Origin of the sequence: Candidatus Sulfotelmatobacter sp. (assembly GCA_035504415.1) — a bacterium.
In the GTDB taxonomy this organism is placed as follows: Bacteria; Vulcanimicrobiota; Vulcanimicrobiia; order Vulcanimicrobiales; family Vulcanimicrobiaceae; genus Vulcanimicrobium.
Genome location: DATJRY010000013.1, coordinates 133,020 through 153,584 on the forward strand (window position 1 = coordinate 133,020; position 20,565 = coordinate 153,584).

Here is a 20,565-nt window from a genome sequence, read left to right on the forward strand (position 1 = left end):
ACGTTCTCGGTTTGACCCGAAGGCCCCGCGTCTGGTATGATGCCGCGGCTATGTTCCGGTTCGACCTCCAGCTGTTCGCGTCCAAGAAGGGCGCCGGGTCCACGCGCAACGGGCGCGATTCCAACGCGCAGCGTCTGGGCGTCAAGCGCTTCGGCGGCGAGCTGGTCATCCCGGGCAACATCATCGTCCGCCAGCGCGGCACGAAGTTCTATCCCGGCGTCGGCACGATGATCGGCAAGGATCACACGATCTTCGCCGTGGTCGAGGGCCACGTGACGTTCTCGAGCTCGCGTAACCGCCAGCACGTGAACGTGGTCCCGGCGTCTTACGGCGCTGCGCCCTAGGCTGCGCGCCCCCCACGGCTTCGCCGCGGGGCCCCCGACTCGACCTCGCAACGACATGGTCGGGACGGCACGATCCCACGGCGCTCGGTCCATGACCAGCGCCGCTTTCGTCTAGCGTGCAGTTCATCGACGAGGCCACCATCGCGGTGGCGGCGGGCAAGGGCGGCGACGGCGTCGTCGCGTGGCGCCGCGAGAAGTACGTCCCCAAGGGTGGACCGGCCGGCGGTGACGGTGGGCGCGGCGGCGACGTCGTGCTGTTGGCCGACCCCGAGCTCGGAACGCTGGTCGACTTCCGTTTCAAGAAGCAGTTCGCGGCCGACTCCGGCAAGCCGGGCTCGACGTCGAACAAGTCGGGCCGCGCGGGCGAAGACCTCGAGATCCGGGTCCCGGTCGGCACGCTGGTCACCCGCACCGAGCTCGATGCCGAAGGCGCCCGCGGCCACTCGCGCCTGTTCGCCGACCTGAGCGAACCCTATCAGCGCGTGCGCGTCGCCAAAGGCGGCCGCGGCGGGCTGGGCAACCAGCACTTCGCCACCGCCGCGCGCCAAGCGCCGCGCTTCGCGTACAACGGCGAGCCCGGCGAGCGCTGCGAGCTCAAGCTCGAGCTCAAGCTGCTGGCCGACGCGGGACTGGTCGGACTGCCGAACGCCGGCAAGTCGACGCTGCTCTCCGTCGTCAGCGCGGCGCGGCCGAAGATCGCCGACTATCCGTTCACCACGCTCGAGCCGCAGCTGGGCGTCGTGCGCGTCGCCGAGTTCGAGTCGTTCGTGATGGTCGACGTGCCGGGGCTGATCGAAGGCGCGCACGAGGGCGCGGGCCTGGGCGACCGGTTCTTGCGCCACGTCGAACGCACGCGCGTGCTGGTCCACTTGATGGACGGCGCCAAGCCGCTCCACGACGTGCTGCACGACAAGGCGACGATCGAAGCCGAGCTGCAAGCGTGGAACCCGGCGCTGCTCGAGCGCCCGATGCTGCCGGTCATCACCAAGCTCGATCTGCCCGACGCGCGCGCGACGTTCGAGGCGCTGCGCGAGGACATCCCCAACTTGCGCGGCATCTCGGCCGCGACCGGTGAAGGCGTGCGCGAGCTGCTCTACGCGGCCTGGGAGACGATTCGCAACACGCCGCTGCCCGCACCGGTGCACCCGGAGCCCGCGCAGATCGAGCTGGTTGCCGACGAGCCGTTCGCCATCCACGTCGAAGACGGCATCTACGTCGTCAGCGGCGAGCGGGTCGAACGCCTGGCGCGCATGACCGACTTCGACTCCGACGAAGCGCTGGCGCGCTTCGAACAGATTCTCGCCAAGATGGGCGTCGAAAAGCGCCTGCGCGAGCTGGGCGTGCGCGAAGGCGACACGGTGCGCATCGCCGGCGTCGAGTTCGACTACAGCTAGCAGCATGTTGGCAGACCGAGCGCAGCAGCATCGCGCATCGTTTGTGCGTTCAATGCGAGGTCAAACGTGGGGGCCCCATGCGCAGCATGGGGGGCGCGGAGCCCGGGGCGGAGCGCCTTGAAACTTGGCATTTTCGGCGGGTCGTTCGATCCGGTGCACAACGGGCATCTGTTCGTCGCGGAAGCGGTTCGTGAGGCGGCGGGACTCGATCGCGTCTTGTTCGTGCCGACGCGCGAAGGGAAGCACTACCGCAACGGTGCGATGAGCGCGACGACCGCGCAGCGCACCGAGATGATTCGCCTGGCGATCGCGGCCAACGTCACGTTCGGGATCGACGAGAGCGACCTCGATCACGACGCCAGCGGCTACACCGCCGATCTGCTGCCGCGCCTGCAGGCGCGCTATCCCGAGGCGACGCTGACCTTCGTCGTCGGCGGCGACTCGCTGGTGCGCTCGCAATGGCAGCGGCTCGACGAGGTCGTCGACGCGGTCGAAGCGTTCGTCGTCGCGCCGCGCGGCGAGGTCACCGAGACCGACCTCGACCGCGCCCTGAGCGAGCTCGACCCCGCCCGGCGCGCCAAGATCCGGATGCTCGACCTGCCGCTGGTCGCCGAGTCGGCGACGCTGATTCGCGCGCGGCTCGCCGAAGGGAAGAGCGTGCGCTATCTGGTGCCCGAGACGGTCTATCGCTACATCGGCGAACGGGGGTTGTACCGGTCGTGACCGACGAGACGCTCGCGCTCGACGGCCAGCTGGGCGGCGTCCCCGCCCGCGAGCTGGCCGAGACCTACGGCACGCCGCTGTTCCTCGTCGATCTGGACGTGCTCGACCTGGAGATCGCGCGGCTGCTCGAAGCGTTCGAGCCCCACCGCATCGGCGTCGCGTACGCGGCCAAGGCGTTCTTCTGCACCGCGCTGGCCGAGCGGCTGGCCGAGACCCCGCTGCGGCTGGACGTCTGTTCGCTCGGCGAGCTGGTGACCGCCGAGCGCGGCGGCTTTCCGGCCGGGCGCATCTACTTCCACGGCTGCGGCAAGACCGCCGACGAGTTGCAGGCCGTCGTCGACCGGCGCGTCGCGTTCGACGTGATCGACAACCGCGAAGAGCTCGAGCGGCTGGCGTCGCTGGCGAGCGGCGTCCCGGTGCCCGTGCCGGTGATGCTGCGCCTCAACACCGGGATCGAAGCGCACACGCATGCGTTCATCCGCACCGGCGGCGAGAACACCAAGTTCGGGTTCGCGCTCGGCGAGGTCCCGGCGGCGCTCGCACGGCTCGCCGAGCTGCCGCAGTTGCGCCTGATCGGCCTGCACTCGCACATCGGCTCGCAGATCGCCGACCTCGCGCCGTTCTTGGCCAACCTCGACGAGCTGTTGGCGGCGGCCGACCGCGCGCGCCAGCTCGGCTTCCCGATCGAGGAGCTGATCTGCGGCGGCGGCATCGGCGTGGAGGAAGGGCCCGACGACCCGCGACCGGTCGATCTCGACGCGCTCGGCGCGGCGCTGGGCGGACGGGCAGCCGAGCGCGGCTACGCGCTGGCGGTGGAACCCGGGCGCGCCGTGATCGCGCGCGCCGGCTCGTCGCTCTACCGCGTCATGGCCGTCAAGACGCAGGGGCGCCGGCGCTTCGTCGTCGTCGACGGCGGGATGACCGATAACCCGCGCCCGGCGCTGTACGGCGCGCGCCACCTCCCCGAGGTGCTGGCCGCCGCCGCGCTCGGCCCCGACGAGCCGGCCACGCTGGTCGGCCGCTCGTGCGAGAACGACGAGATGGGCGACTACGTCTTGCCGCGCGACCTCGCCGCCGGCGATCTGCTCGCGCTGCGCATCACCGGCGCCTACACCTACAGCATGGCGAGCAACTACAACCGGTTCGGCCGGCCCCCGGTCGTTTTCGTCCGCGACGGAAATCACCGCCGCGTCGTCCGCGGGGAACGTGCGGACGACGTGTTGCGGCTCGATCTGTTCTAGCGCGCGCATTTTCTGTGTTTTGACGCAGATCGACGCGGAGATGTTGTGCTCGTGCGCGCGCGTACGTACACTGAGAACATCGCACACGTCACGCCTCTCGACGCGGTCGCTCTGGCTAGCGCGTCGCCTCGTCGCCGCCAGTTGCTCGGATCGCTCGGGCTGCGCGTCAGCGTCGTCTCCAGCTCGTACGTGGAGACGCCGTTGCCGGATCTCGACCCGCGCGAGCTCGCGCTGCGTCATGCCGCCGGCAAGGCGCGCGGCGCGGCAGCGTCCGACCACCTGATCGTCGCCGCCGACACCGTCGTCGACCTGGACGGGGAAGCGCTCGGTAAGCCCAGCGACGTCGCCGAGGCGCGCGGGATGCTCAGGCGTTTGGTGGGCCGCTGGCACGTCGTGCACACGGCCTTCGCGCTCCGCGACGACGCCTCGAACAGGTCCTTGGTGGAAGTCCTGTCGACGCGTGTAAAGTTTGCCGATACAAATGAGGAGACGGTCGCCGCGTACGCCGCGAGCGGCGACGGTCTGGACAAAGCCGGCGCGTACGGCATCCAAGGTTTCGCGGCGACCCTGGTGGAGCGGATCGACGGCGACTACTTCACCGTGGTGGGCTTCCCACTCGCTGCTTTCGCCGCCGCCCTGCCCCGCATCGGATATCGTCTACTGCCCCCCGCCGCACCGGCGGTCCATCCCGAGGTCCACGCATGAGTCTGCTGGGAACGTTCCGGGCGACCTTCAGTCCCGACATCGGCATCGATCTCGGGACGGCGAACACCGTTGTCTACTCGCACGACGAGGGGATCCTCGTGAGCGAGCCGTCGGTGGTCGCGTACCGGACCAGCGACGACACGATCCTCGCCATCGGCCAAGCCGCCAAGGAGCTCGACGGCCGGGCCCCCGGGCGGGTTCGGGTCGTGCGGCCGCTGCGCGGCGGGACCATCTCCGACTTCCGCGGCGCCCACGCGTTGGTCAAGACGCTGGTCGACCGGGCGCTCAGCTCGCGTTCGCGGCTGGCGCCGCGCGTGATCGCCTGCGTGCCGGGCTGTGCGACCGACATCGAGTGCAAGGCCGTCGAGGAAGCGATCCGCGCCGCCGGTCCGCGCACCACGACCTTCGTGCCGCAGGCGGTCGCCGCCGCGGTCGGGGCCGGCCTCGACATCACGGGGACGCGCCCCTCGATGGTCATCGACATCGGCGGCGGCACGACCGAGATCGCGGTCCTCACCCTGAGCGGCGTCGTCGCGATGCACTCCCTCAAGATCGGCGGCGACACGCTGGACGCCGCGATCGCGGCGCGGCTGCGCGCCGAGTACTTCGGGATCGGACCGCTGACGGCTGAGCGCCTCAAGATCGAACGCGGCTACGCCGGGCGCGCGCCCGGCCGCGAGCCGGCCATCGCCGCCGGAACCGATCTGGCCGGGCTGCGCCCGGGCAAACGGTTCGTCGACGAGTCGCTGATCGGCGAAGCGATGCGGGACGGCATCGACAAGATCGCCCGCGCCGCTTGGTCGATCCTGGAAGCGACGCCGCCGGACTTGGCGGGCGAGCTGCTCGAAGTCGGCATCGTGCTGACCGGCGGCGGCGCGCTGATCCCCGGCCTCGCAGGCGAGATCGGCGCACGCACGAACGTGCCGACGACGGTCGCGGATGATCCGCTCGGCTGCGTCGCACGCGGAGCCGGCGAGATCCTCGCGTCGCCCGGTTTGCTCGAACGGCTGCGGCCGCACGCCGACCGGTTGACGAGGTGGTACCAATCTTTACGTATCGGGATGAGAGAAAGCTATTCGCGGTAATCGGAGCGATCATCGTCGCCGCGCTGATCGCACTGCTGCAACTCGACTTCGCTCGCGCCGGACGTCCCTCACCGCTCACCATCACCGTCACCTCGATCAGCACGTACCTGCAGCTCGCCCTCTCCGCCGTCGCTGACGGCGTGCGCAACGGCTGGCAGACGGCCGTGCACACGCCCGGGCTCGCGGCCGACAACGCTCGGCTGCGCGCGGAGAACGTCTCGCTGCGCGCACGCAACGACGAGCTGCAAGAAGAGCTGGCCCGCGTTCCGGCCGCCGACGATCTCGCCACCGCCCGGCTCGCGCATCCGAACGGCATCGCCGCGACGGTGATCGGCTACGATCCCGAGGCGACGCTGCAGGCGCTGACGATCGATCGCGGCGGCAAGGACGGCGTGCAGCGCGACGACGGCGTCATGACCGGGGACGGCGTCGTCGGCCGCGTCGTCGAGGTCGACCCGCTCTCGTCGAAGGTGCTGCTGGTGACGGACCCCACCTCGAAGCTGCCGGCGGTCGTGCAGCGCGGGCGCTGGTGGTCGATCGCCGTGGGCACCGCGACGCACGTCAAGCTGCAGTACATCTCGCAGGACGCCAAGCTGCGCGTCGGCGACCGCGTCGTCACCGGCGAAGGCCGCTCGTTCCACGCCGGCGTGCTGATCGGCCGCATCCGCGAGCTCGATCCCGTCCCCGCCGGCGCGCTCGACCAGACCGCCGTCGTCCAACCCGCCGTGAACCTCACCGCACTCTCCCGTGTCCTCGTTCTCCCGCACGACGTATCGCAGCGTTGAGATCGCCGTCGGGCCGGCCTATTGGCCGGCCCTCGGCTGGACCTCACTGCTCGCGCTGCTGCAGACGACGCTGATCCCGCTGCTGGCCTTCCGCCAAGCGGTGCCCTCGCTGGTCACCATCGCGGTCGTGCTGTTCGCGGTGCGTGCCGGCGCGCGCCGCGGTGCCGCGCTCGCGATCCCGGCCGGCGTGCTCGAAGACGTCTTCACCGGCGGCGCCGGCGGCTGGACGCTCTCGACGACGCTGGTCGCGCTGCTCGTCGGCGGCTTCTCGCGCCGCATGTTCGCCGACGGCGTCGTCGCGCCCGCGGTGTTGTGCGGCGGCGCCTCGTTCGTGCGCGACGTCATGTACTGGATCTTCCAGCGCGCGGTCGGCTATCCGGCCGGCTACGCCGTGCAGCACGTGCACACCGCGCTGTGGCGCGCGCTGCTGACGGCACTGGTCGCCTTCGTCTGGCTCACGCTGCGCGGCCGCTTCGTCCACGACAAGACCACCGTCGAGAGGTACCCGTGAGCAGCGGCACGCTCCCCGCCGGCGAGCGCGCGTTCCCGCGCGTGGTCGCCTTCGTGCTGGTGCTCGTTCTCGCGCTGATCGCGCTGATCGTGCGCTTGGTCCAAGTCCAACTGCTGCAAGGCGAGGTCTACGCCGACAAGGCGCGCGCCAACCAAATCGAGGTCGTTCCGGTCGCCGCGCCGCGTGGCCTGATCGTCGATCGTACCGGCAAGGTGCTGGTCCGCTCGCGGCCCTCGTTCGTCTGCGCCCTGATCCCCTCGCAGGTCACCAACGTCGACGGCACGCTGCGCGCGCTCGCCGGCGTGCTCGGGATCCCCGAAGACACGCTGCGCCATCGCCTCTTCCACCACCACGACATCAACTACACCAGCTTCGACCAGATCCAAGTCGGCGAACCCAACGGGCCGGTGATCCTCGCCGACGACCTCACGCCCGCGCAGATGGCGCGCCTGGCGGAAGCGCAGAACGACCTGCAAGGCGTCGACATGGAAGAGCAGCCGGTGCGCAACTATCCGTACGGCAAAGAGGGCGCGCACCTGTTCGGCTACGTCGGCGTCATCGACGAAGAGGAGTACGCGCAGCGCAAGCGCGACGGCTACTCGCCCAACGACGTCGTCGGCAAGGACGGTCTCGAGCGCGCCTACGACACCTGGCTGCACGGCCGCGCCGGCGGCGGCCAGATCGAAGTCAACGCGTCGGGTGCCCTCGTGCGCCGCCTCAAACCGCTCGATCCCATCCCGGGCGACACGCTGGTCACCACCATCGATTGGCGCCTGCAAACGCTGGTCGAAGACAATCTGCGCGCCGAGCTCAAAAAGTGGGGCGCCCTGCGCCACGAGCGGCTCGCTGGCGCGGTCGTCGTGCTCGACCCCTACACCGGCGCCGTCCTCGCGATGGCGTCGATGCCCGAGTTCAACCCCAACGCCTTCGCCACGCCGATCGATCCCAAAACCTACAACGCGCTGCTGCGCGACAAGCTCAACCCGCTCTACGACCGCGCCATCGGCGCCGCCTCACCGACCGGCTCGACCTTCAAGATGGTCACCGGCTCGGGCGCGATCAGCAGCGGCGTCATCAAGCCGCATCAGATCCTCTACGACACCGGCTACTGGAATTGCTACGGCAACGTCTTCCGCGACCTGGCCGCCGGCGGATTGGGCAACGTCGGCTTCGAGAAAGCGCTGGCGGCTTCGTCCGACGGCTACTTCTACCAAGTCGGCTATCGCCTGGGCAACGATCGTCTGCGCTATTGGGCCACCCAGTACGGTCTCGGCTCGCGGCTGGGGATCGATCTGCCCGGCGAGTACCCCGGCAACTGGCCGACCGAAGCCTGGATGGAAGCCACCTTCGGCAAAGGCTACCATCTCGAAAAAAGCGACGCGTGCCAACTCGCCATCGGCCAAGGCGCGATGCAAGCGACGCCGCTGCAAATCGCCGACGTCGCCGCCACCGTCGTCAACGGCGGCACGCTCTACCGTCCGCACATCGTCGAGGAGATCCGCTCACCGCGCGGACACGTGCTGCGCACCTTCGATCACGAGATCATCCGCAAGGTCCCGGTCACCCAGGAATCGCTGCGCGAAGTGCGCGCCGGCATGTCGCAGGTCACCCAGCCGTGGGGCACTGCCTACGGCCTCGCTATCCCCGGTATGCCGTTCTCCGGCAAAACCGGCACCGCCGAAACCGGCGGCGGCAAAGGCGCCAACACGACGTGGTTCGTCGCTTGGGCGCCCTCGAGTCATCCCAAGTTCGTCATGGCGGTGTACATGGAAAAATCGGGCGGCTATGGGGCGAACGTTGCGGCGCCGATTGCGCAGCATGTCATTGCCGGGTATTACCATATCAAGATTCCGCCGATTTAGCGTTTAGCGCTTCCGTTGGCGTGGCGGCTGGTGGTGCGCAGTACGCCGGCGGGGACGCTCCCTACGCGCTTCCTGCGCTTCGGTCGCTCCGCGCTCCATCGCTCCCGGCCCTCCGGGCCTCCGCGATTCCGCGAGGCCCCGCCGGCGTACTGCGCACCACCAGCTGACGAGATTGCGGACCGCGCTTTACGAGGTCGGATCCAAGATGATCTTTGTATAGCCGTCCGCGCGGGCGTCGAATTTTACGAAGGCGTCCGGCGCGTCTTTTAGCGGCAGGCGGTGGGAGACGATCGTGCTTGGCTTGAGTTTGCCGTAGACGATCGCGTCGCGGAGGTGGTCGTGATAGCGCTTGTCGTGGTCGCGGCCGGTGCCGATGATGATGCCTTTGCGGAACAGCGTGCCCCATGGGATCGGGTAGCGGCCGTGTTTCGCGTTCTCGTCGCCGGGCGAGTCGGGGTCGTTGTCGGTGAACACGCCGATGATGCTCAGGCGGCCGGCGGGCTTGAGGAGTTGCGCGAGGTCGTCGATGACGGTGGTCGGATGCTCTTGGCTCCAATTCTTGGGGTCGCGGGCTTGGAAGCCGATGGCGTCGATGCAGACGTCGGCGCCGAGGTTGGCGTTTTCGCCGCGCCAGGCGACGCCGGACTTCTTCTTCGAGATTTCGCTCAGGATGCGATCGACGGCGTCGCCTTCGCGCAAGTCGATCGGAATGGCGCCGAGCTCGCCGGCTTTGGTGAGGCGTTCGGGGACGGCGTCGGCGACGAAGACTTGGATCGCGCCGCGGTAGAAGGCGCACATCGCGCTGAGCAGGCCGATGGCGCCCGCGCCGTAGATGACGACGACGTCGCCCGACTGGACGTGGGCGAGCTCGGTGGCGTGGTAGGCGGTGGGCAGCGCATCCGCCAGCAGGACGAAGTCGTGTTCCCAGGCGTCGAGGGGTTCGCCGGGAAGTCGCAGACAGTTCTCGTCGGCGAAGGGAACGAGCAGCTTCTGTGTTTGCGCGCCGGTGTAGCCGCCCATGTTCGGGTAGCCATAGGCGGCGCCGGCGGCGCCGGGGTTGGTCGTCAGGCACAAGCCCGAGAAACCGTGCACGCAGTTGGCGCAGAAGCCGCAGCAGATGTGGGTTGGCACGACGACGCGATCGCCCGCGCGCACGTTGACGACGGCGTCGCCGACCGCTTCGACCACGCCGAGGGGCTCGTGGCCGATGATCAGCGGTTTGCCGCCGCCCAGGCGGCCTTCGTAGATGTGCAGGTCGGTGCCGCAGATCGCGGTCGACGTCAGCCGGAGGACGACATCCGTGGGACGTTTGAGCGACGGTTCGTCGATGTCGTGGATCGCGAGCGTGCGAACGCCCTCGAGCGCAACTGCTTGCATGGCGCCATCATCATACCCGCTAGCCGGCGAGCATGGGGAGCACCCGCCGGATTTCGTTGGCGCGCGCGTCGTCGCGGTCGGTCAGGCCGCGGTCGATGAGGTCTTCGCGATGGGCTTGCTGCAGGCCGAAGGCGGCGGCCAGCGCGACGGTGCCGTCGGTGTCGCGCAGGGCGCGTTCGAGCAAGGCGACGTCGCCGCGGCGCGAGGCGCCGTCGATCGCCGCGTACCGTTCGGGAACGGCGTACGATGCGTACGCGCGCTCGAGAGTCGGCAACACGATCGGGCCCTCGCAGTTGGCGAGCGATTCGATGGCGACGACGCGCAGGTCGTCGGTCTCTTCGTCGAACGCTTTGGCCAGCACCGACGCGCTCCACGCGTCGCCGACGATGCCAAAGCCTTCGAGGACGCGCCGGCGCTCGTCGTTGGAGAGCACCTCGACGTCGGCGCCGATGAGCGAGGGCCAGGTGATCGCGCGGGTGGTGGCGATGACGGGGCCGGTCGTTTCGGGTTCGGCGCTCGCGGTCGGCGCTGCCGGCTGCGCGCGGCGGAACGCCGGCAGACGCAGCGTGTAGTCGTGCGGGATCAGGTACTGCAGCGCCAAGAAGCCGACGCCGATCACGGCCAGCAGGATTCCGGCGAATGCGAACTCACCGAAGCCCTCGAAGGCCAGCATCGGCGCGGGTATGGGCACTACGTCGTCGGCGTTGCTTCGAGCGCGGCGCGCAGCGCGGTCCGTACGTCGCGCAACGCGGCGTCGAGGGTGGCGTTCTGCGCGCCGGCCAGGACGCGATGGAACTCTTCGCTCGGCAGCGCGGCGACGTTGGTGAACGTCGCGATCAGCGCGTTGCGGTAGACGCCGACGGCGTCGTCGCCGGTCGGCGCGACCATCCGCGAGGGGAGCAGTTCGGCCAGCACGAGCCAGGGCCGTGGACTGCCGAGCGGATCGTTCTCGAGCGTCGCGAGGTCGGCGGTGATGCGGTCGAGCGCGATCGGGCCGTCGAGCACGATCGCGGCGTCGCCCGGGCCTTCGTCGGCCGCGGGATGCGCGTCGTGGAGCGCGTCGATCAGCTCGACGAGCGTGGTGCGGCTGGCGCGGTCTTCGAGGTCCTTCGCGGTCAGCGCGTAGCGCGGCATGCGCATCTTGATGAACAGGCGGTCGACGACCCCGCGCAGCGCATCGCGGGCGGCGGCGAGCTTGGCGGGCACCGCGCCGTTGACGCCGACGAACGCGCTCGGGAGCAGGGTGCGAATCGCGAACAGGTGCGTGACCAGGCCGCCGTAGTCCGATTGGTCGAGAAAGCCCAGCGCGCGTTCGAGGCTCTCGCGGGTGAACGTCAGGCGCACGCCCGGCACGGTCGCGATGGAAGCGGGCGCGACGGCCGGCGCCGCGGCTGCGGCGGGGGCGACCTCCTCGGCCACCACGGCGACCTCGACCGCGGTGAAGGCGGGGGCCGGCACGATCTCGATCGCGGGCGGCGCGTCGTCGGCCGTCGCCGCCGGCGGCGGCGCGACGGCGATCGCCGGCTCCGCGTGCGCGTCGGTGAAGCGCGCGTCGATCGCGTCGTCGGGGCTGCGGTAGGCCGCGCGCTCGGGGGCGGGCGGCGCGGACGGCGGCGGTGGGGCCGGCGGCAGCGCCGCGCGCGGCGGTGGGGGCGGAATCTCGGCGGCGCGGCGCTGTTCGGTGACGTCGCGGATGACGTCGGCCGTGCGCGGGGCCACCCCCGCGACCGAGAACGGCAGGCCGGTCGCACGCACGGCGAACGCGGGCGTCGAGCGCACGCGCACGGCGGGCGCGGTCAAGCTCAGGGCGCCGCCGCCGTCCCACGCCAGCTCGACGTGCGGGTCGATCAGCGTGCCGGCCGGCAACGGCGTGTTGACGATGGCGGCGTAGCGCACGACGACTTCGGTGCCCGGATCGACGTCCTCGAGGACCAGGCCCGTCTTCGACCACAGCACCGAGCCGCCGTCGACGTCCAGCAGCGGCACCTCGTTGATCGCGGTCGAGCCGGGCAGGTAGGCGGTCTGGTTGGGGACCATGCCGCGGATGGTCAGCCGGCTGGCGGCGCCGTCACCGGTGTTGCGGACGGTCAGCCGCACGTACAGCGGTTCGCCGGCGTCGACGGTATCGGCCGGCTGCGTGCGCAGCTGCGCGCCCTCGTCGAAGCGCGGCTCCGCGATGGTCGCGATCGTGACCGGCGCCAGCGCCAGCGGGAGCAGGCCGACCGCTTCGACGCGGCCGCTGACGGTGATCGTCGTGCCGCGCGGCACCAGCGGGGCGAGCCGCAGGCGCAGCGTCGCTTCGGCGCGCGCGCCCGGGCCGACGTCGCCGAACAGCAGGGTCGTGCCGACGCGGGTCGCCCCGTCGATCGACTCGATGCGCGCGTCGCCGGCGATCTCGAGCGCCAGCCGCACGTCGCGCGCGGCGTCGGTCCCCTCGTTGACGAGCACGATCTGCAGGTCGCCGTGGCCGCTGGGCCGCAGCGCGTCGCCGGCCGGATACACGATCGACGAGCTGGTGGGCGCGAAGCGCGGGCGCGAGCGCACGACCAGGTCGATCTGACCGAGCGCGATCGCCGGTGTCTGTTCGCTCTCCAGCCGCGCGCGCAGTCGAATCGGGAGCCGGTCGGCGATCGGCGAGGCGACCGTGCCCAGCAGCGTGAACGTGCGCGAGGCGCCCGGCGCGAGCGTGCCGACGTCGATGCCCGTCGCTTGCACGCGTGCCTCGCCGCCTTCGTCGGCGTAGCGCAGCGACTGCACCGACGGATCGGTGTCGATCGCGATGCGCACACCGGTCGCCTGCGCGGTGCCGTCGTTGGCGATGCGGATGCTGGCGCGCACCTCGCCGCCGGGGACGACCTGCGCCGGGCCTTCGAGGACCAGCACGTTGCGCGCATCGAGGAAACGCGGCGCGGAGCGGACGATCAGCGTCCGCTCGAACGGACGCGCGCCGCCCGACCACTGCAGCTGCGCGGTGACCGGCAACGGCGTGCCGTCGGCGGCCGGCGAGACGACGTACGCGTCGATCGCGGCTTCGATGCGGCGCCCCGCTTCGACGCGCGGAAAGACGAACGCGCCGGGCGTATCGGTCTCGCCGACGGAGCGCCCGTCGAGCGCACGCGAACCGGGCGCGTAGCGCAGCCCTTCGGGCAGCGTCAAACGGATGCGCACGTCGTCCGCCGCGCAGGTGCCGGCGTTCTCAGCGATCAGCGCGACGCGCACGCGCCGGCCGGGCTCGACCTCGCTGGGCGCGTCGAGCACCAGGCGCGTCGCGTCGGTGTCGAAGCGGCTCGCGCTGCGGACGGTCAGCTCGGCGCGCGCCAGCTCGAACTCGGCGGTCTCGCTCGACGCGACGGCGCCGCTGAGCACCAGCCGCGTGTTGTCGTCGAGCGGCGAGTCGATGCGCGCGCGATACTCGACGACCACTGTCGCACCGGGCGCCAGCGCCGGCGTCGCGACCGTCGCGTTGCCCAAGCCGAACGGCTCGCCGGCGCGCTCGTCGAGCGCCGCTTCGCGGCCGTCGACGCGGGTGCTGCCGGGGACGTAGCTCGTGCGCTCGGGGACCGGCAGGACGATGACGACGTCGTGCGCGGTCGCGTGGCCGCTGTTGTGAACGCGCGCGACGATGTGGACGTCTTCGCCGGGCTCGGCGACGCGTACCGGCTCGAGCACGGTGAAGGTGTCGGGGTTCTGGAGGATCGGCGCGCTCTGCACGCGCAGCCGCACCACGTTCGAGCCGATGACGTCGGTCTCGTTGGCAACCAGTGCCGCCTGCAGCGCCAACACGGCGCCGTTCTCGATCGTCGGCGCGACGGCGTACGCCAGCGCGATGCGCCGCTCGACGCCGGGCGGGACCTCGCCGACGTCGACGCCGCTGGGAACCAGCAACGCGGTCTCGCCGCGCACGTCGTCGAGCGGCCGATCGTCGACCTTCGCGCTGCCGGCGACGTAACGCAATCCGTCAGGGAGGTTGAAGCGTACGCGCAGGCCGGTCGCCGGCGCCCCGCCATAGTTGTAGAACGCGAAGGTCGCGCGCACGGTCGTTCCAGGTTCGACCATACGATCGGGAGAAACGACCAGCGTTCGTAGCCCTTCGGGGAGCGACGGCGCACCCGGGCCGAAAACGTCCGTCAGGGTTCGCATCCTGCGCCCCCGTTCGGCGGTCCTGTGCCGCCGCCCTCGCTTGTAGTAGGTTTCCATGACGACGATCGCCCATCACGCCGACTTCCTCTGCGAGGCGGTCTCCCGTCTCGGGAGCGAGAGCGCCTTCGAGGTCCTCGCCCGCGCCAAAGCGCTCGAGGCCCAGGGCCGCCGCGTCGTGCACATGGAGATCGGCGAGCCGGACTTCGACACGCCCGAGCACGTCAAGCGCGCCGGTATCCAGGCGATCGAAGAGAACTATAGCCACTACAGCCCCTCCGCCGGCATCATGGAGCTGCGCGAGACGATCGCCGACTACGCCACGCGCTTTCGCGGACTCGTGACGCCGTTCACACCGGAGCACGTCGTGGTCGGGGCCGGCGCGAAGCCGATCATCTGGAACCTGCTCTCGGCGCTGCTCGACCCGGGCGACGAGCTGGTCTACACCAGCCCCTCGTATCCCGCCTACGCCTCCGCGGCCGGCTACCTCGAAGCCAACGCGATCCCGATCCACCTGCTCGAGTCGCGCAATTGGCGGCTCGACCTCGACGAGCTGGCCGCCAAGGTCGGGCCCAAGACGAAAGCCCTGGTCATCAACTCGCCGCACAATCCGACCGGCGGCGTGCTCACGCGCGAGGACCTCGAGGCGATCGCGGAGCTGGCGCACCGGCACGATTTCCTGGTCATCGCCGACGAGATCTACTCGCGCAACATCTACGACGCGCCGTTCGTCTCGATCACGCAGATCCCCGGGATGCAGGACCGCACCGTCATCGTCGACGGCTTCTCGAAGGCCTACGCGATGACGGGCTGGCGGCTGGGTTACGCGATCGCGCCCGAGCCGATCGCGCGCATGATCACGCTCTTCAACAACAACACCTTCTCGTGCGTCGCGACCTTCGTACAGCGCGCCGGGATCGCCGCGCTGACCGGCGACGATGCGCCGGTGCAGCGCATGAACGCGATCTTCCGCCAGCGGCGCGACGCGATCGTCGGCGGTTTGAACGCGCTGCCCGGCGTGAGCTGCACGATCCCCGAAGGCGCGTTCTACGCCTTCCCCAACGTCTCGCAGATCACGACCGACGACAAACACCTGGCGGCCTGGCTGTTGCAGCACGCCGGCGTCGCGTGCCTGGGCGGTTCGAGCTTCGGCCCCGCCGGCAAAGGCTATCTGCGCTTCTCGTACGCCGCCTCGGTCGACGACATCACCTGGGCGCTCGCGCAGCTCCGCGAGCACCTCCCGAACTATCGCCAGTAATCCCACCGCAACGCCGCCGCAACATTGCCGTGCCGAGCATCAGCCTGATGCCGAAGACCACGACCGCCGACGTCTATGCGCTCGTCCTCACCATCCGAGAGGCGAGCGATCTCCAATCCAACCGGATCGACGGAATCGATCGGCGCCTCGGGTCGCTCGAGACTCGGGTCGGGTCGCTCGAGACTCGGGTCGCGTCACTCGAGATGCGGGTCGAGCGCGGCTTCGACCGCACCGACGAGCGCTTCGACACCATCGACCGGCGGTTCGACGCGCTGACCGCGGAGATGCGTGCGGGCTTTGAGGACCTCGGTCGCGCGCTGCGACGTCGCGGCCCCAAACGCGACGACTGAGCCGCGTGCCGTTCACCGATCGCCCGCGTACTGCTGCTGACGCGGCGTTCGTCGTCGCGCTGCACGGGCTGGCACACGCGCGCGGATACGTGGTCGCGTATGCGTTGCAGCGCATGATCGCGCGCGCGTTCGATGAGCACGGTGCGCACAAGCTGTACGCCGAGGTCGTCGCCCACAACGCCGCGTCACGGCAGCTGTGCGAGAAGGCCGGCTTCGTGCTCGAAGGCGTCTGGCGCGACGGTTTTCGCGACGACGACGGACGGTATCACGACCTGTGCGCGTACGGATTGCTCGCAGCGGATCGTTCGCGCGCAACGCGCTGAGCCGCCCCGCGCAGCCCCTACCGGTCGGTCGGCGGGCATCGGTTGCGTGGGTGGTGGGCTCGTGGTAGTATCCACGCATAGTCGACCGGTTCTCGATCCCCGCGCGGTCCCGTCTCCGTGGCATCACCACCTGTAGGTCACTGTAGCGAGTCGAAACCAGGCAACAACCCCTAGGAGTCTTCTCGCGTGTATACCGATGAACAGCTGACCTGCACCGACTGTGGTGCGGCGTTCGTTTTCAGCGCCGGCGAACAACAGTTCTTCGCCACGAAGGGCTTTCAGAACAAGCCGAACCGGTGTCCCGACTGCCGTACCGCGCGCAAGAACGCGCGCGCGAGCTCGGGCGGCGGCGGTGGCTATGGCGGTAGCGGCGGTGGCGGCCGCGAATACGGCGGCGCGCGCGAGATGTACTCGGTGACGTGCAGCAGCTGCGGGCAGCAGGCCGAGGTGCCGTTCCAGCCCCGTGGCGACAAGCCGGTCTACTGCCGCGACTGCTTCCAGTCGCAGCGCTCGTACCGCTAACCACCCAGCCGCATCGGCTGCGCAGGACCGCCCATCCGTGGCGGTCCTGTTCGTTTCACGGCGCGAGCCGGCGCACGAACGTCCCCGCGAACGGCTCCGCGCGCGCGAGCGCCGCCCGCACCTGCGCGCGTCCGTGCTCGACGGCGTCGCGCACGCACGCGCCGCGCGCCAGCGCGGCCGCGGTCGCAGCGGCCAGCAGATCGCCCGTCCCGCGGAGCGTTCCGGGCAGCCGCGCGGCATGCAGCTCGCGCAGCGCGCCGTCCACGGCCAGCACGTCGACCGGCTCGCCGGCCAAATGCCCGCCCTTGACCAACACGGCGCGCGCGCCGAGCGCGTGCAACGCGCGCGCCGCCTCGCGCATCGAGGCGAGGTCCGTGACCGGACGGTCGAGCAAACTCCCGGCTTCGTCGAGGTTCGGGGTCAGCACGTCGGCCAACGGCACCAGCTCGGCGCGCAGCGCCGCGCGCGCCGGCGCGTCGGCCAGCACTCCGCCGCCGGTCGCGGCGGCGACCGGATCGACCACCACCGGCACGCCCGGAAAGCCGCGTACGCCGCGCGCGACCGCGCGCACCGCGTCGGCCGAGAGCAGCGCGCCGACGTGAAACGCGCCGACGCCGGCGGCATGCAACGCCGCGAACTGCGCCTCGATCGCGCTCGCCGCGACGTCCGCGCGCGCCAGGACCCCGGCGGCATCCTGCGCGCTGACCCCGGCGACGACGCAGACGGGCCGCACGCCCTCGGCGGCGAGCACCAGCAGCGCGTGGGTCAGGCCCGCGAAGCCCAGCGGGTGGGTGGTTCCGATGGTCGCGACGACGGGCGCGCTCATCCCCAGCGCGCGACGAGCGCGCGGGCCGCGGCTGCCGGATCCGCGACCGTCAGCGCCGAGAGGACGGCGGCCATGGCTGCGCCGGTCTCGCGTGCGCGCTCGATCGTCGCCGGCCCGATGCCGCCGATCGCCGCGCACGGCACCGGACTGGCGGCCACCACGGCACGCGTCCCCGAGATCCCGATCGGCAGCCCGGCGTCGTGCTTCGAGCCGGTCGCGAACACCGGCCCGACGCCGACGTAGTCGATCAGCGCCGGATCGACCCGCGCCGCTTCTTGCGGCGTGCCGCACGAGAGCCCGATGATCTGGCGCGGCCCCAGCGCCGTGCGCAGCTCGGCCAGATCGTATTGCGCCGCGTCTTCCTGACCCAGGTGAACGCCGTCGGCCAACCGCGCCAGCCCGACGTCGTCGTTGAGGATCGCGATGCCGCCCGCCGCGCGCACCCGATCGACCAGTGCGACCAGGGTCGTGCCGTCGATGCCGTCCTTGGCGCGGATCTGGATCAGCCGGATGCCGCCGCGCAACAGCGCTTCGATGAACGCGATCGGCTCGGCCGACGCCGGATCGACCAGCGCGTAGATGCCGTGCAGACGGGCGCGTAGCGCGTGCCGATGGTCCATCTCAGTGCGGCCGCGCGATCGCCACCGTCAGCGCGAACGGCGCGTCGGCGCCTGCGCGCAGCGCCGGCGCCAACGTGAGCTGCCAGGCGCGCAACGGTTCGGCGAAACGGGGCGCGGTGAACGCCATGGAGCCGGTGTAGCGCGCGCGGGGCGCCAGCGGCACGCCTTCGAACAGCTGGTGATCGGTCACGGTCCAATCGCGGTTCGCCAACGGATGGTAGATGCCGCCGCGATCGTCCCGCAGCACGCTGCGCCCGTACGGCAACAGCGTGACGAAGCCGCTGCCGCGGTTGACGAACGTCAGCACGACGTCGACGCGATCGGGGTAGAAGTCGAGCTTCTTGACCGCCACTTGCACGCCGTCCTCGCCGGCGCGCGCGTCGGTCGCGTAGGCGCGATACGGTTTGCCGGGATCGTCGATCCGCGCGACGCCGCGGTCCTGCGTCGCGCCCAACGGAACGGTCACCTCGGCCTCGCGGCGCGCATCGCTGGCGTGATCGAGAAACGCGACGCGCTCGCGCACGAAATACACGCGCGCATGGGCGTTGCCGCGGGCGCCGAGCAGCTGCGCCCGCTCGAGCCGGAACGCATCGGCGAGGTAGACGCTGCGATATGCGCTCGCCGCGCCGAAGTACGCGCGCTCGCGATCGTCGAGCAGCGCGAAGGCGGCACCGTAGCGCTGCGCGCGCAGCGCGCCCAGGTACCGCCGCACGGTCGCGGTCATCGCGTCGCGCGGAGCGGGCACGTACGCCGGCAACGGCGCGGCGGCCAGCGTCACGAGCGCGAGCAGCGCGCTCGTCGCACGCGCCGCCCGCCCCGTCACGCCTCGCCCAACAGCAGGTCGACGATGCGCAGCAAGTCGTCGGCGTCGGCGTACCGCAGCTCGATCGTGCCGCCGCGCTCCTGCGTGAGCAGCCGTACCTGGGTCGCGTACTTGTAGCGCAAGCGTTCGACCACGTTTTCGGCGTCGGCGTCACGCGGCGCCGCGGGCTTGGTGCTCGGCCGCGCGCGCGCCGGCGCGTCCTGCTGCGCCAGCCGCTCGAGCGCGCGCACCGAGAGCTCGTCCGCGACGGCGCGGCGCGCGACGCCTTCGCGCCGTTCGGCCGGCAGCGCGAGAATCGCGCGCGCGTGCCCGGCGCTCAGTTTGCGTTCGCGCACTAGCGCCTTCACGCTGTCGGGCAGCGAGAGCAGCCGCAGCGCGTTGGCGATCGCGGGCCGGCTGCGGCCCATCCGCTGCGCGACCTGCTCTTGGGTGAAGTCGTGCGCTTCCATCAGGTGCGCGAAGCCCATCGCCTCCTCGAGCGGATCGAGGTTCTCGCGCTGCAGGTTCTCGATGATCGCGACCTCGAGCGACTCGCGGTCGTCGGCGGCGCGCACCAAGGCGGGGACCGTCTCCAAGCCGGCGGCCTGCGCGGCGCGCCAGCGGCGCTCGCCGGCGATCAGCTCGTAACCCTCGCCGTGCACGCGCACGATGAGCGGGACCAGCACGCCGAAGGTCGCGATCGAGTCGCGCAGCTCGGCCAGGGCGCCGGGGTCGAACGTCTGGCGCGGCTGGCGCGGGTTGGGGCGGATCTTGGCGACGGGGATCTGCGGTAGGTCGCGCTTGGGCGCCGCGGCGGTGACGTCGGCCGTCCCGCCCTCGCCCAGCAGCGCGCCCAACCCGCGACCCAGCCCGCGGCGAGCGGTCACTCCGCGTCCCCGCCGACCGGGACGTCGCGGCCCGGGGTGGCCAGCTCGCGCGCCAACGCGAGGTACGCCTGCGCGCCCCGGCTCTTGACGTCGAACAGGATCGCCGGCTTGCCGTACGAGGGCGCCTCCGAGAGGCGGATGTTGCGCGGGATTTGGGTCTGGAAGACGCGGTCGGGGAAGTAGCGGTTGACCTCCTCGAGCACTTCGGTCGCCAGCTTGGTGCGGCCGTCGAACATCGTGATGAGCACGCCGCTGATGATCAGGTCGGGGTTGAGGCCTTCCTTCACCCGGCGCACGATCGCGATCAGCTGGCTGAGCCCTTCGAGCGCGTAGTACTCGGCTTGAACCGGGATGATGACCTCACTGGCCGCCGTCAGCGCGTTGACCGTCAGCAGCCCGAGCGAGGGCGGGCAGTCGATCAGGACGACGTCGTAGGTAGAGAGCACGGTTTCGAGCGCGGCCTTGAGGCGGGTCTCGCGTTGCTGCGTGGCGACCAGCTCGATCTCGGCGCCGGCCAGATTGAGCGTCGCGGGGACGATGCCGAGGTTCTCGATCTCGGTCGGATGCACGACCTCGGTGATCGCAGCGTGCTGTAACAGCACGCTGTACACGTCGCGCTCGACCGCCCGCTTGTCGACACCGAATCCCGTCGTGGTATTGCCCTGCGGGTCGATGTCGACGACGAGGACCCGGCGCCCCATCAGCGCCAGCGACGCACCGAGATTGACGGCGGTGGTCGATTTGCCGACCCCGCCTTTTTGGTTGACGATCGCGATGACGCGCGCCGTCGTGGGAACTACCGCGGACAACGAA

Annotated in this window: 21 protein-coding genes; 13 read left to right on the top strand and 8 right to left on the bottom strand. The window is 70.8% G+C overall.

Annotated features, from left to right (window positions below):
* Window positions 1–50 precede the first annotated feature (50 nt).
* The 9 genes from rpmA to mrdA all read left to right on the top strand — a co-directional run bounded on the left by rpmA (window position 51) and on the right by mrdA (window position 8,650).
* On the top strand, window positions 51–344 hold the full coding sequence (gene rpmA, locus VMD91_11850) for a 50S ribosomal protein L27 (GenBank protein ID HTW84755.1): 294 nt from the start codon (window positions 51–53) through the stop codon (window positions 342–344).
* A gap of 116 nt (window positions 345–460) precedes the next feature.
* Window positions 461–1,738 (top strand): GTPase ObgE, encoded by a 1,278-nt coding sequence (obgE, locus tag VMD91_11855; protein HTW84756.1) that lies wholly within the window; start codon window positions 461–463, stop codon window positions 1,736–1,738.
* A gap of 117 nt (window positions 1,739–1,855) precedes the next feature.
* Window positions 1,856–2,461 carry a nicotinate-nucleotide adenylyltransferase gene (nadD, locus tag VMD91_11860; GenBank protein ID HTW84757.1) on the top strand — a complete coding sequence of 202 codons (606 nt, stop codon included), beginning with the start codon at window positions 1,856–1,858 and terminating at the stop codon, window positions 2,459–2,461.
* Window positions 2,458–3,702 (top strand): diaminopimelate decarboxylase, encoded by a 1,245-nt coding sequence (lysA, locus tag VMD91_11865; protein HTW84758.1) that lies wholly within the window; start codon window positions 2,458–2,460, stop codon window positions 3,700–3,702. Before nadD ends, lysA begins: the two co-directional genes overlap by 4 nt.
* Before the next feature lie 51 nt (window positions 3,703–3,753).
* Window positions 3,754–4,407 carry a nucleoside triphosphate pyrophosphatase gene (locus VMD91_11870; GenBank protein HTW84759.1) on the top strand — a complete coding sequence of 218 codons (654 nt, stop codon included), beginning with the start codon at window positions 3,754–3,756 and terminating at the stop codon, window positions 4,405–4,407.
* Complete coding sequence (locus VMD91_11875) at window positions 4,404–5,492, top strand: rod shape-determining protein (protein HTW84760.1); 1,089 nt, start codon at window positions 4,404–4,406, stop codon at window positions 5,490–5,492. Before VMD91_11870 ends, VMD91_11875 begins: the two co-directional genes overlap by 4 nt.
* Window positions 5,444–6,277 (top strand): rod shape-determining protein MreC, encoded by an 834-nt coding sequence (gene mreC, locus VMD91_11880; GenBank protein ID HTW84761.1) that lies wholly within the window; start codon window positions 5,444–5,446, stop codon window positions 6,275–6,277. Before VMD91_11875 ends, mreC begins: the two co-directional genes overlap by 49 nt.
* Window positions 6,240–6,788 (top strand): rod shape-determining protein MreD, encoded by a 549-nt coding sequence (gene mreD / locus VMD91_11885; GenBank protein ID HTW84762.1) that lies wholly within the window; start codon window positions 6,240–6,242, stop codon window positions 6,786–6,788. The genes mreC and mreD overlap by 38 nt, the downstream gene beginning before the upstream one ends.
* Window positions 6,785–8,650 (top strand): penicillin-binding protein 2, encoded by a 1,866-nt coding sequence (gene mrdA / locus VMD91_11890; protein HTW84763.1) that lies wholly within the window; start codon window positions 6,785–6,787, stop codon window positions 8,648–8,650. Before mreD ends, mrdA begins: the two co-directional genes overlap by 4 nt.
* Window positions 8,651–8,836: 186 nt before the next feature.
* Here the strand turns inward: mrdA and VMD91_11895 are convergent, their stop codons facing one another.
* The 3 genes from VMD91_11895 to VMD91_11905 are packed head-to-tail and all read right to left on the bottom strand — an operon-like array spanning window position 8,837 to window position 14,062.
* On the bottom strand, window positions 8,837–10,027 hold the full coding sequence (locus VMD91_11895) for an alcohol dehydrogenase catalytic domain-containing protein (GenBank protein HTW84764.1): 1,191 nt from the start codon (window positions 10,025–10,027) through the stop codon (window positions 8,837–8,839).
* A 19-nt stretch (window positions 10,028–10,046) separates the two neighbouring features.
* A complete protein-coding gene (locus tag VMD91_11900; protein HTW84765.1) occupies window positions 10,047–10,718 on the bottom strand; it encodes a HEAT repeat domain-containing protein in 672 nt (223 codons plus the stop codon).
* Window positions 10,718–14,062 carry a hypothetical protein gene (locus VMD91_11905; protein HTW84766.1) on the bottom strand — a complete coding sequence of 1,115 codons (3,345 nt, stop codon included), beginning with the start codon at window positions 14,060–14,062 and terminating at the stop codon, window positions 10,718–10,720. The genes VMD91_11900 and VMD91_11905 overlap by 1 nt, the downstream gene beginning before the upstream one ends.
* A gap of 160 nt (window positions 14,063–14,222) precedes the next feature.
* Between VMD91_11905 and VMD91_11910 the strand changes: the two genes are divergently transcribed.
* The 4 genes from VMD91_11910 to VMD91_11925 all read left to right on the top strand — a co-directional run bounded on the left by VMD91_11910 (window position 14,223) and on the right by VMD91_11925 (window position 16,617).
* The gene (locus VMD91_11910) at window positions 14,223–15,422 is read left to right on the top strand and encodes a pyridoxal phosphate-dependent aminotransferase (protein ID HTW84767.1); all 1,200 of its coding nucleotides are present in this window, start codon (window positions 14,223–14,225) and stop codon (window positions 15,420–15,422) included.
* Window positions 15,423–15,469: 47 nt separating this feature from the next.
* Window positions 15,470–15,772 carry a hypothetical protein gene (locus tag VMD91_11915; protein ID HTW84768.1) on the top strand — a complete coding sequence of 101 codons (303 nt, stop codon included), beginning with the start codon at window positions 15,470–15,472 and terminating at the stop codon, window positions 15,770–15,772.
* 5 nt (window positions 15,773–15,777) lie between these two features.
* The gene (locus VMD91_11920) at window positions 15,778–16,095 is read left to right on the top strand and encodes a GNAT family protein (protein ID HTW84769.1); all 318 of its coding nucleotides are present in this window, start codon (window positions 15,778–15,780) and stop codon (window positions 16,093–16,095) included.
* A 186-nt stretch (window positions 16,096–16,281) separates the two neighbouring features.
* Window positions 16,282–16,617 (top strand): zinc-ribbon domain containing protein, encoded by a 336-nt coding sequence (locus tag VMD91_11925; protein ID HTW84770.1) that lies wholly within the window; start codon window positions 16,282–16,284, stop codon window positions 16,615–16,617.
* 55 nt (window positions 16,618–16,672) lie between these two features.
* Here VMD91_11925 and VMD91_11930 read toward each other — a convergent pair whose 3' ends face one another.
* From VMD91_11930 to VMD91_11950, 5 genes are read right to left on the bottom strand one after another with little or no spacing between them, the layout of a single operon-like run.
* Window positions 16,673–17,443 (bottom strand): PfkB family carbohydrate kinase, encoded by a 771-nt coding sequence (locus tag VMD91_11930; GenBank protein ID HTW84771.1) that lies wholly within the window; start codon window positions 17,441–17,443, stop codon window positions 16,673–16,675.
* Window positions 17,440–18,063, bottom strand: coding sequence for a thiamine phosphate synthase (locus VMD91_11935; protein ID HTW84772.1), 624 nt, complete (start codon window positions 18,061–18,063; stop codon window positions 17,440–17,442). Before VMD91_11935 ends, VMD91_11930 begins: the two co-directional genes overlap by 4 nt.
* Window position 18,064: 1 nt before the next feature.
* The gene (locus VMD91_11940) at window positions 18,065–18,886 is read right to left on the bottom strand and encodes a hypothetical protein (GenBank protein ID HTW84773.1); all 822 of its coding nucleotides are present in this window, start codon (window positions 18,884–18,886) and stop codon (window positions 18,065–18,067) included.
* Window positions 18,883–19,752, bottom strand: coding sequence for a ParB/RepB/Spo0J family partition protein (locus VMD91_11945; protein HTW84774.1), 870 nt, complete (start codon window positions 19,750–19,752; stop codon window positions 18,883–18,885). The genes VMD91_11940 and VMD91_11945 overlap by 4 nt, the downstream gene beginning before the upstream one ends.
* The gene (locus VMD91_11950) at window positions 19,749–20,561 is read right to left on the bottom strand and encodes an AAA family ATPase (protein HTW84775.1); all 813 of its coding nucleotides are present in this window, start codon (window positions 20,559–20,561) and stop codon (window positions 19,749–19,751) included. Before VMD91_11950 ends, VMD91_11945 begins: the two co-directional genes overlap by 4 nt.
* Window positions 20,562–20,565 lie beyond the last annotated feature (4 nt).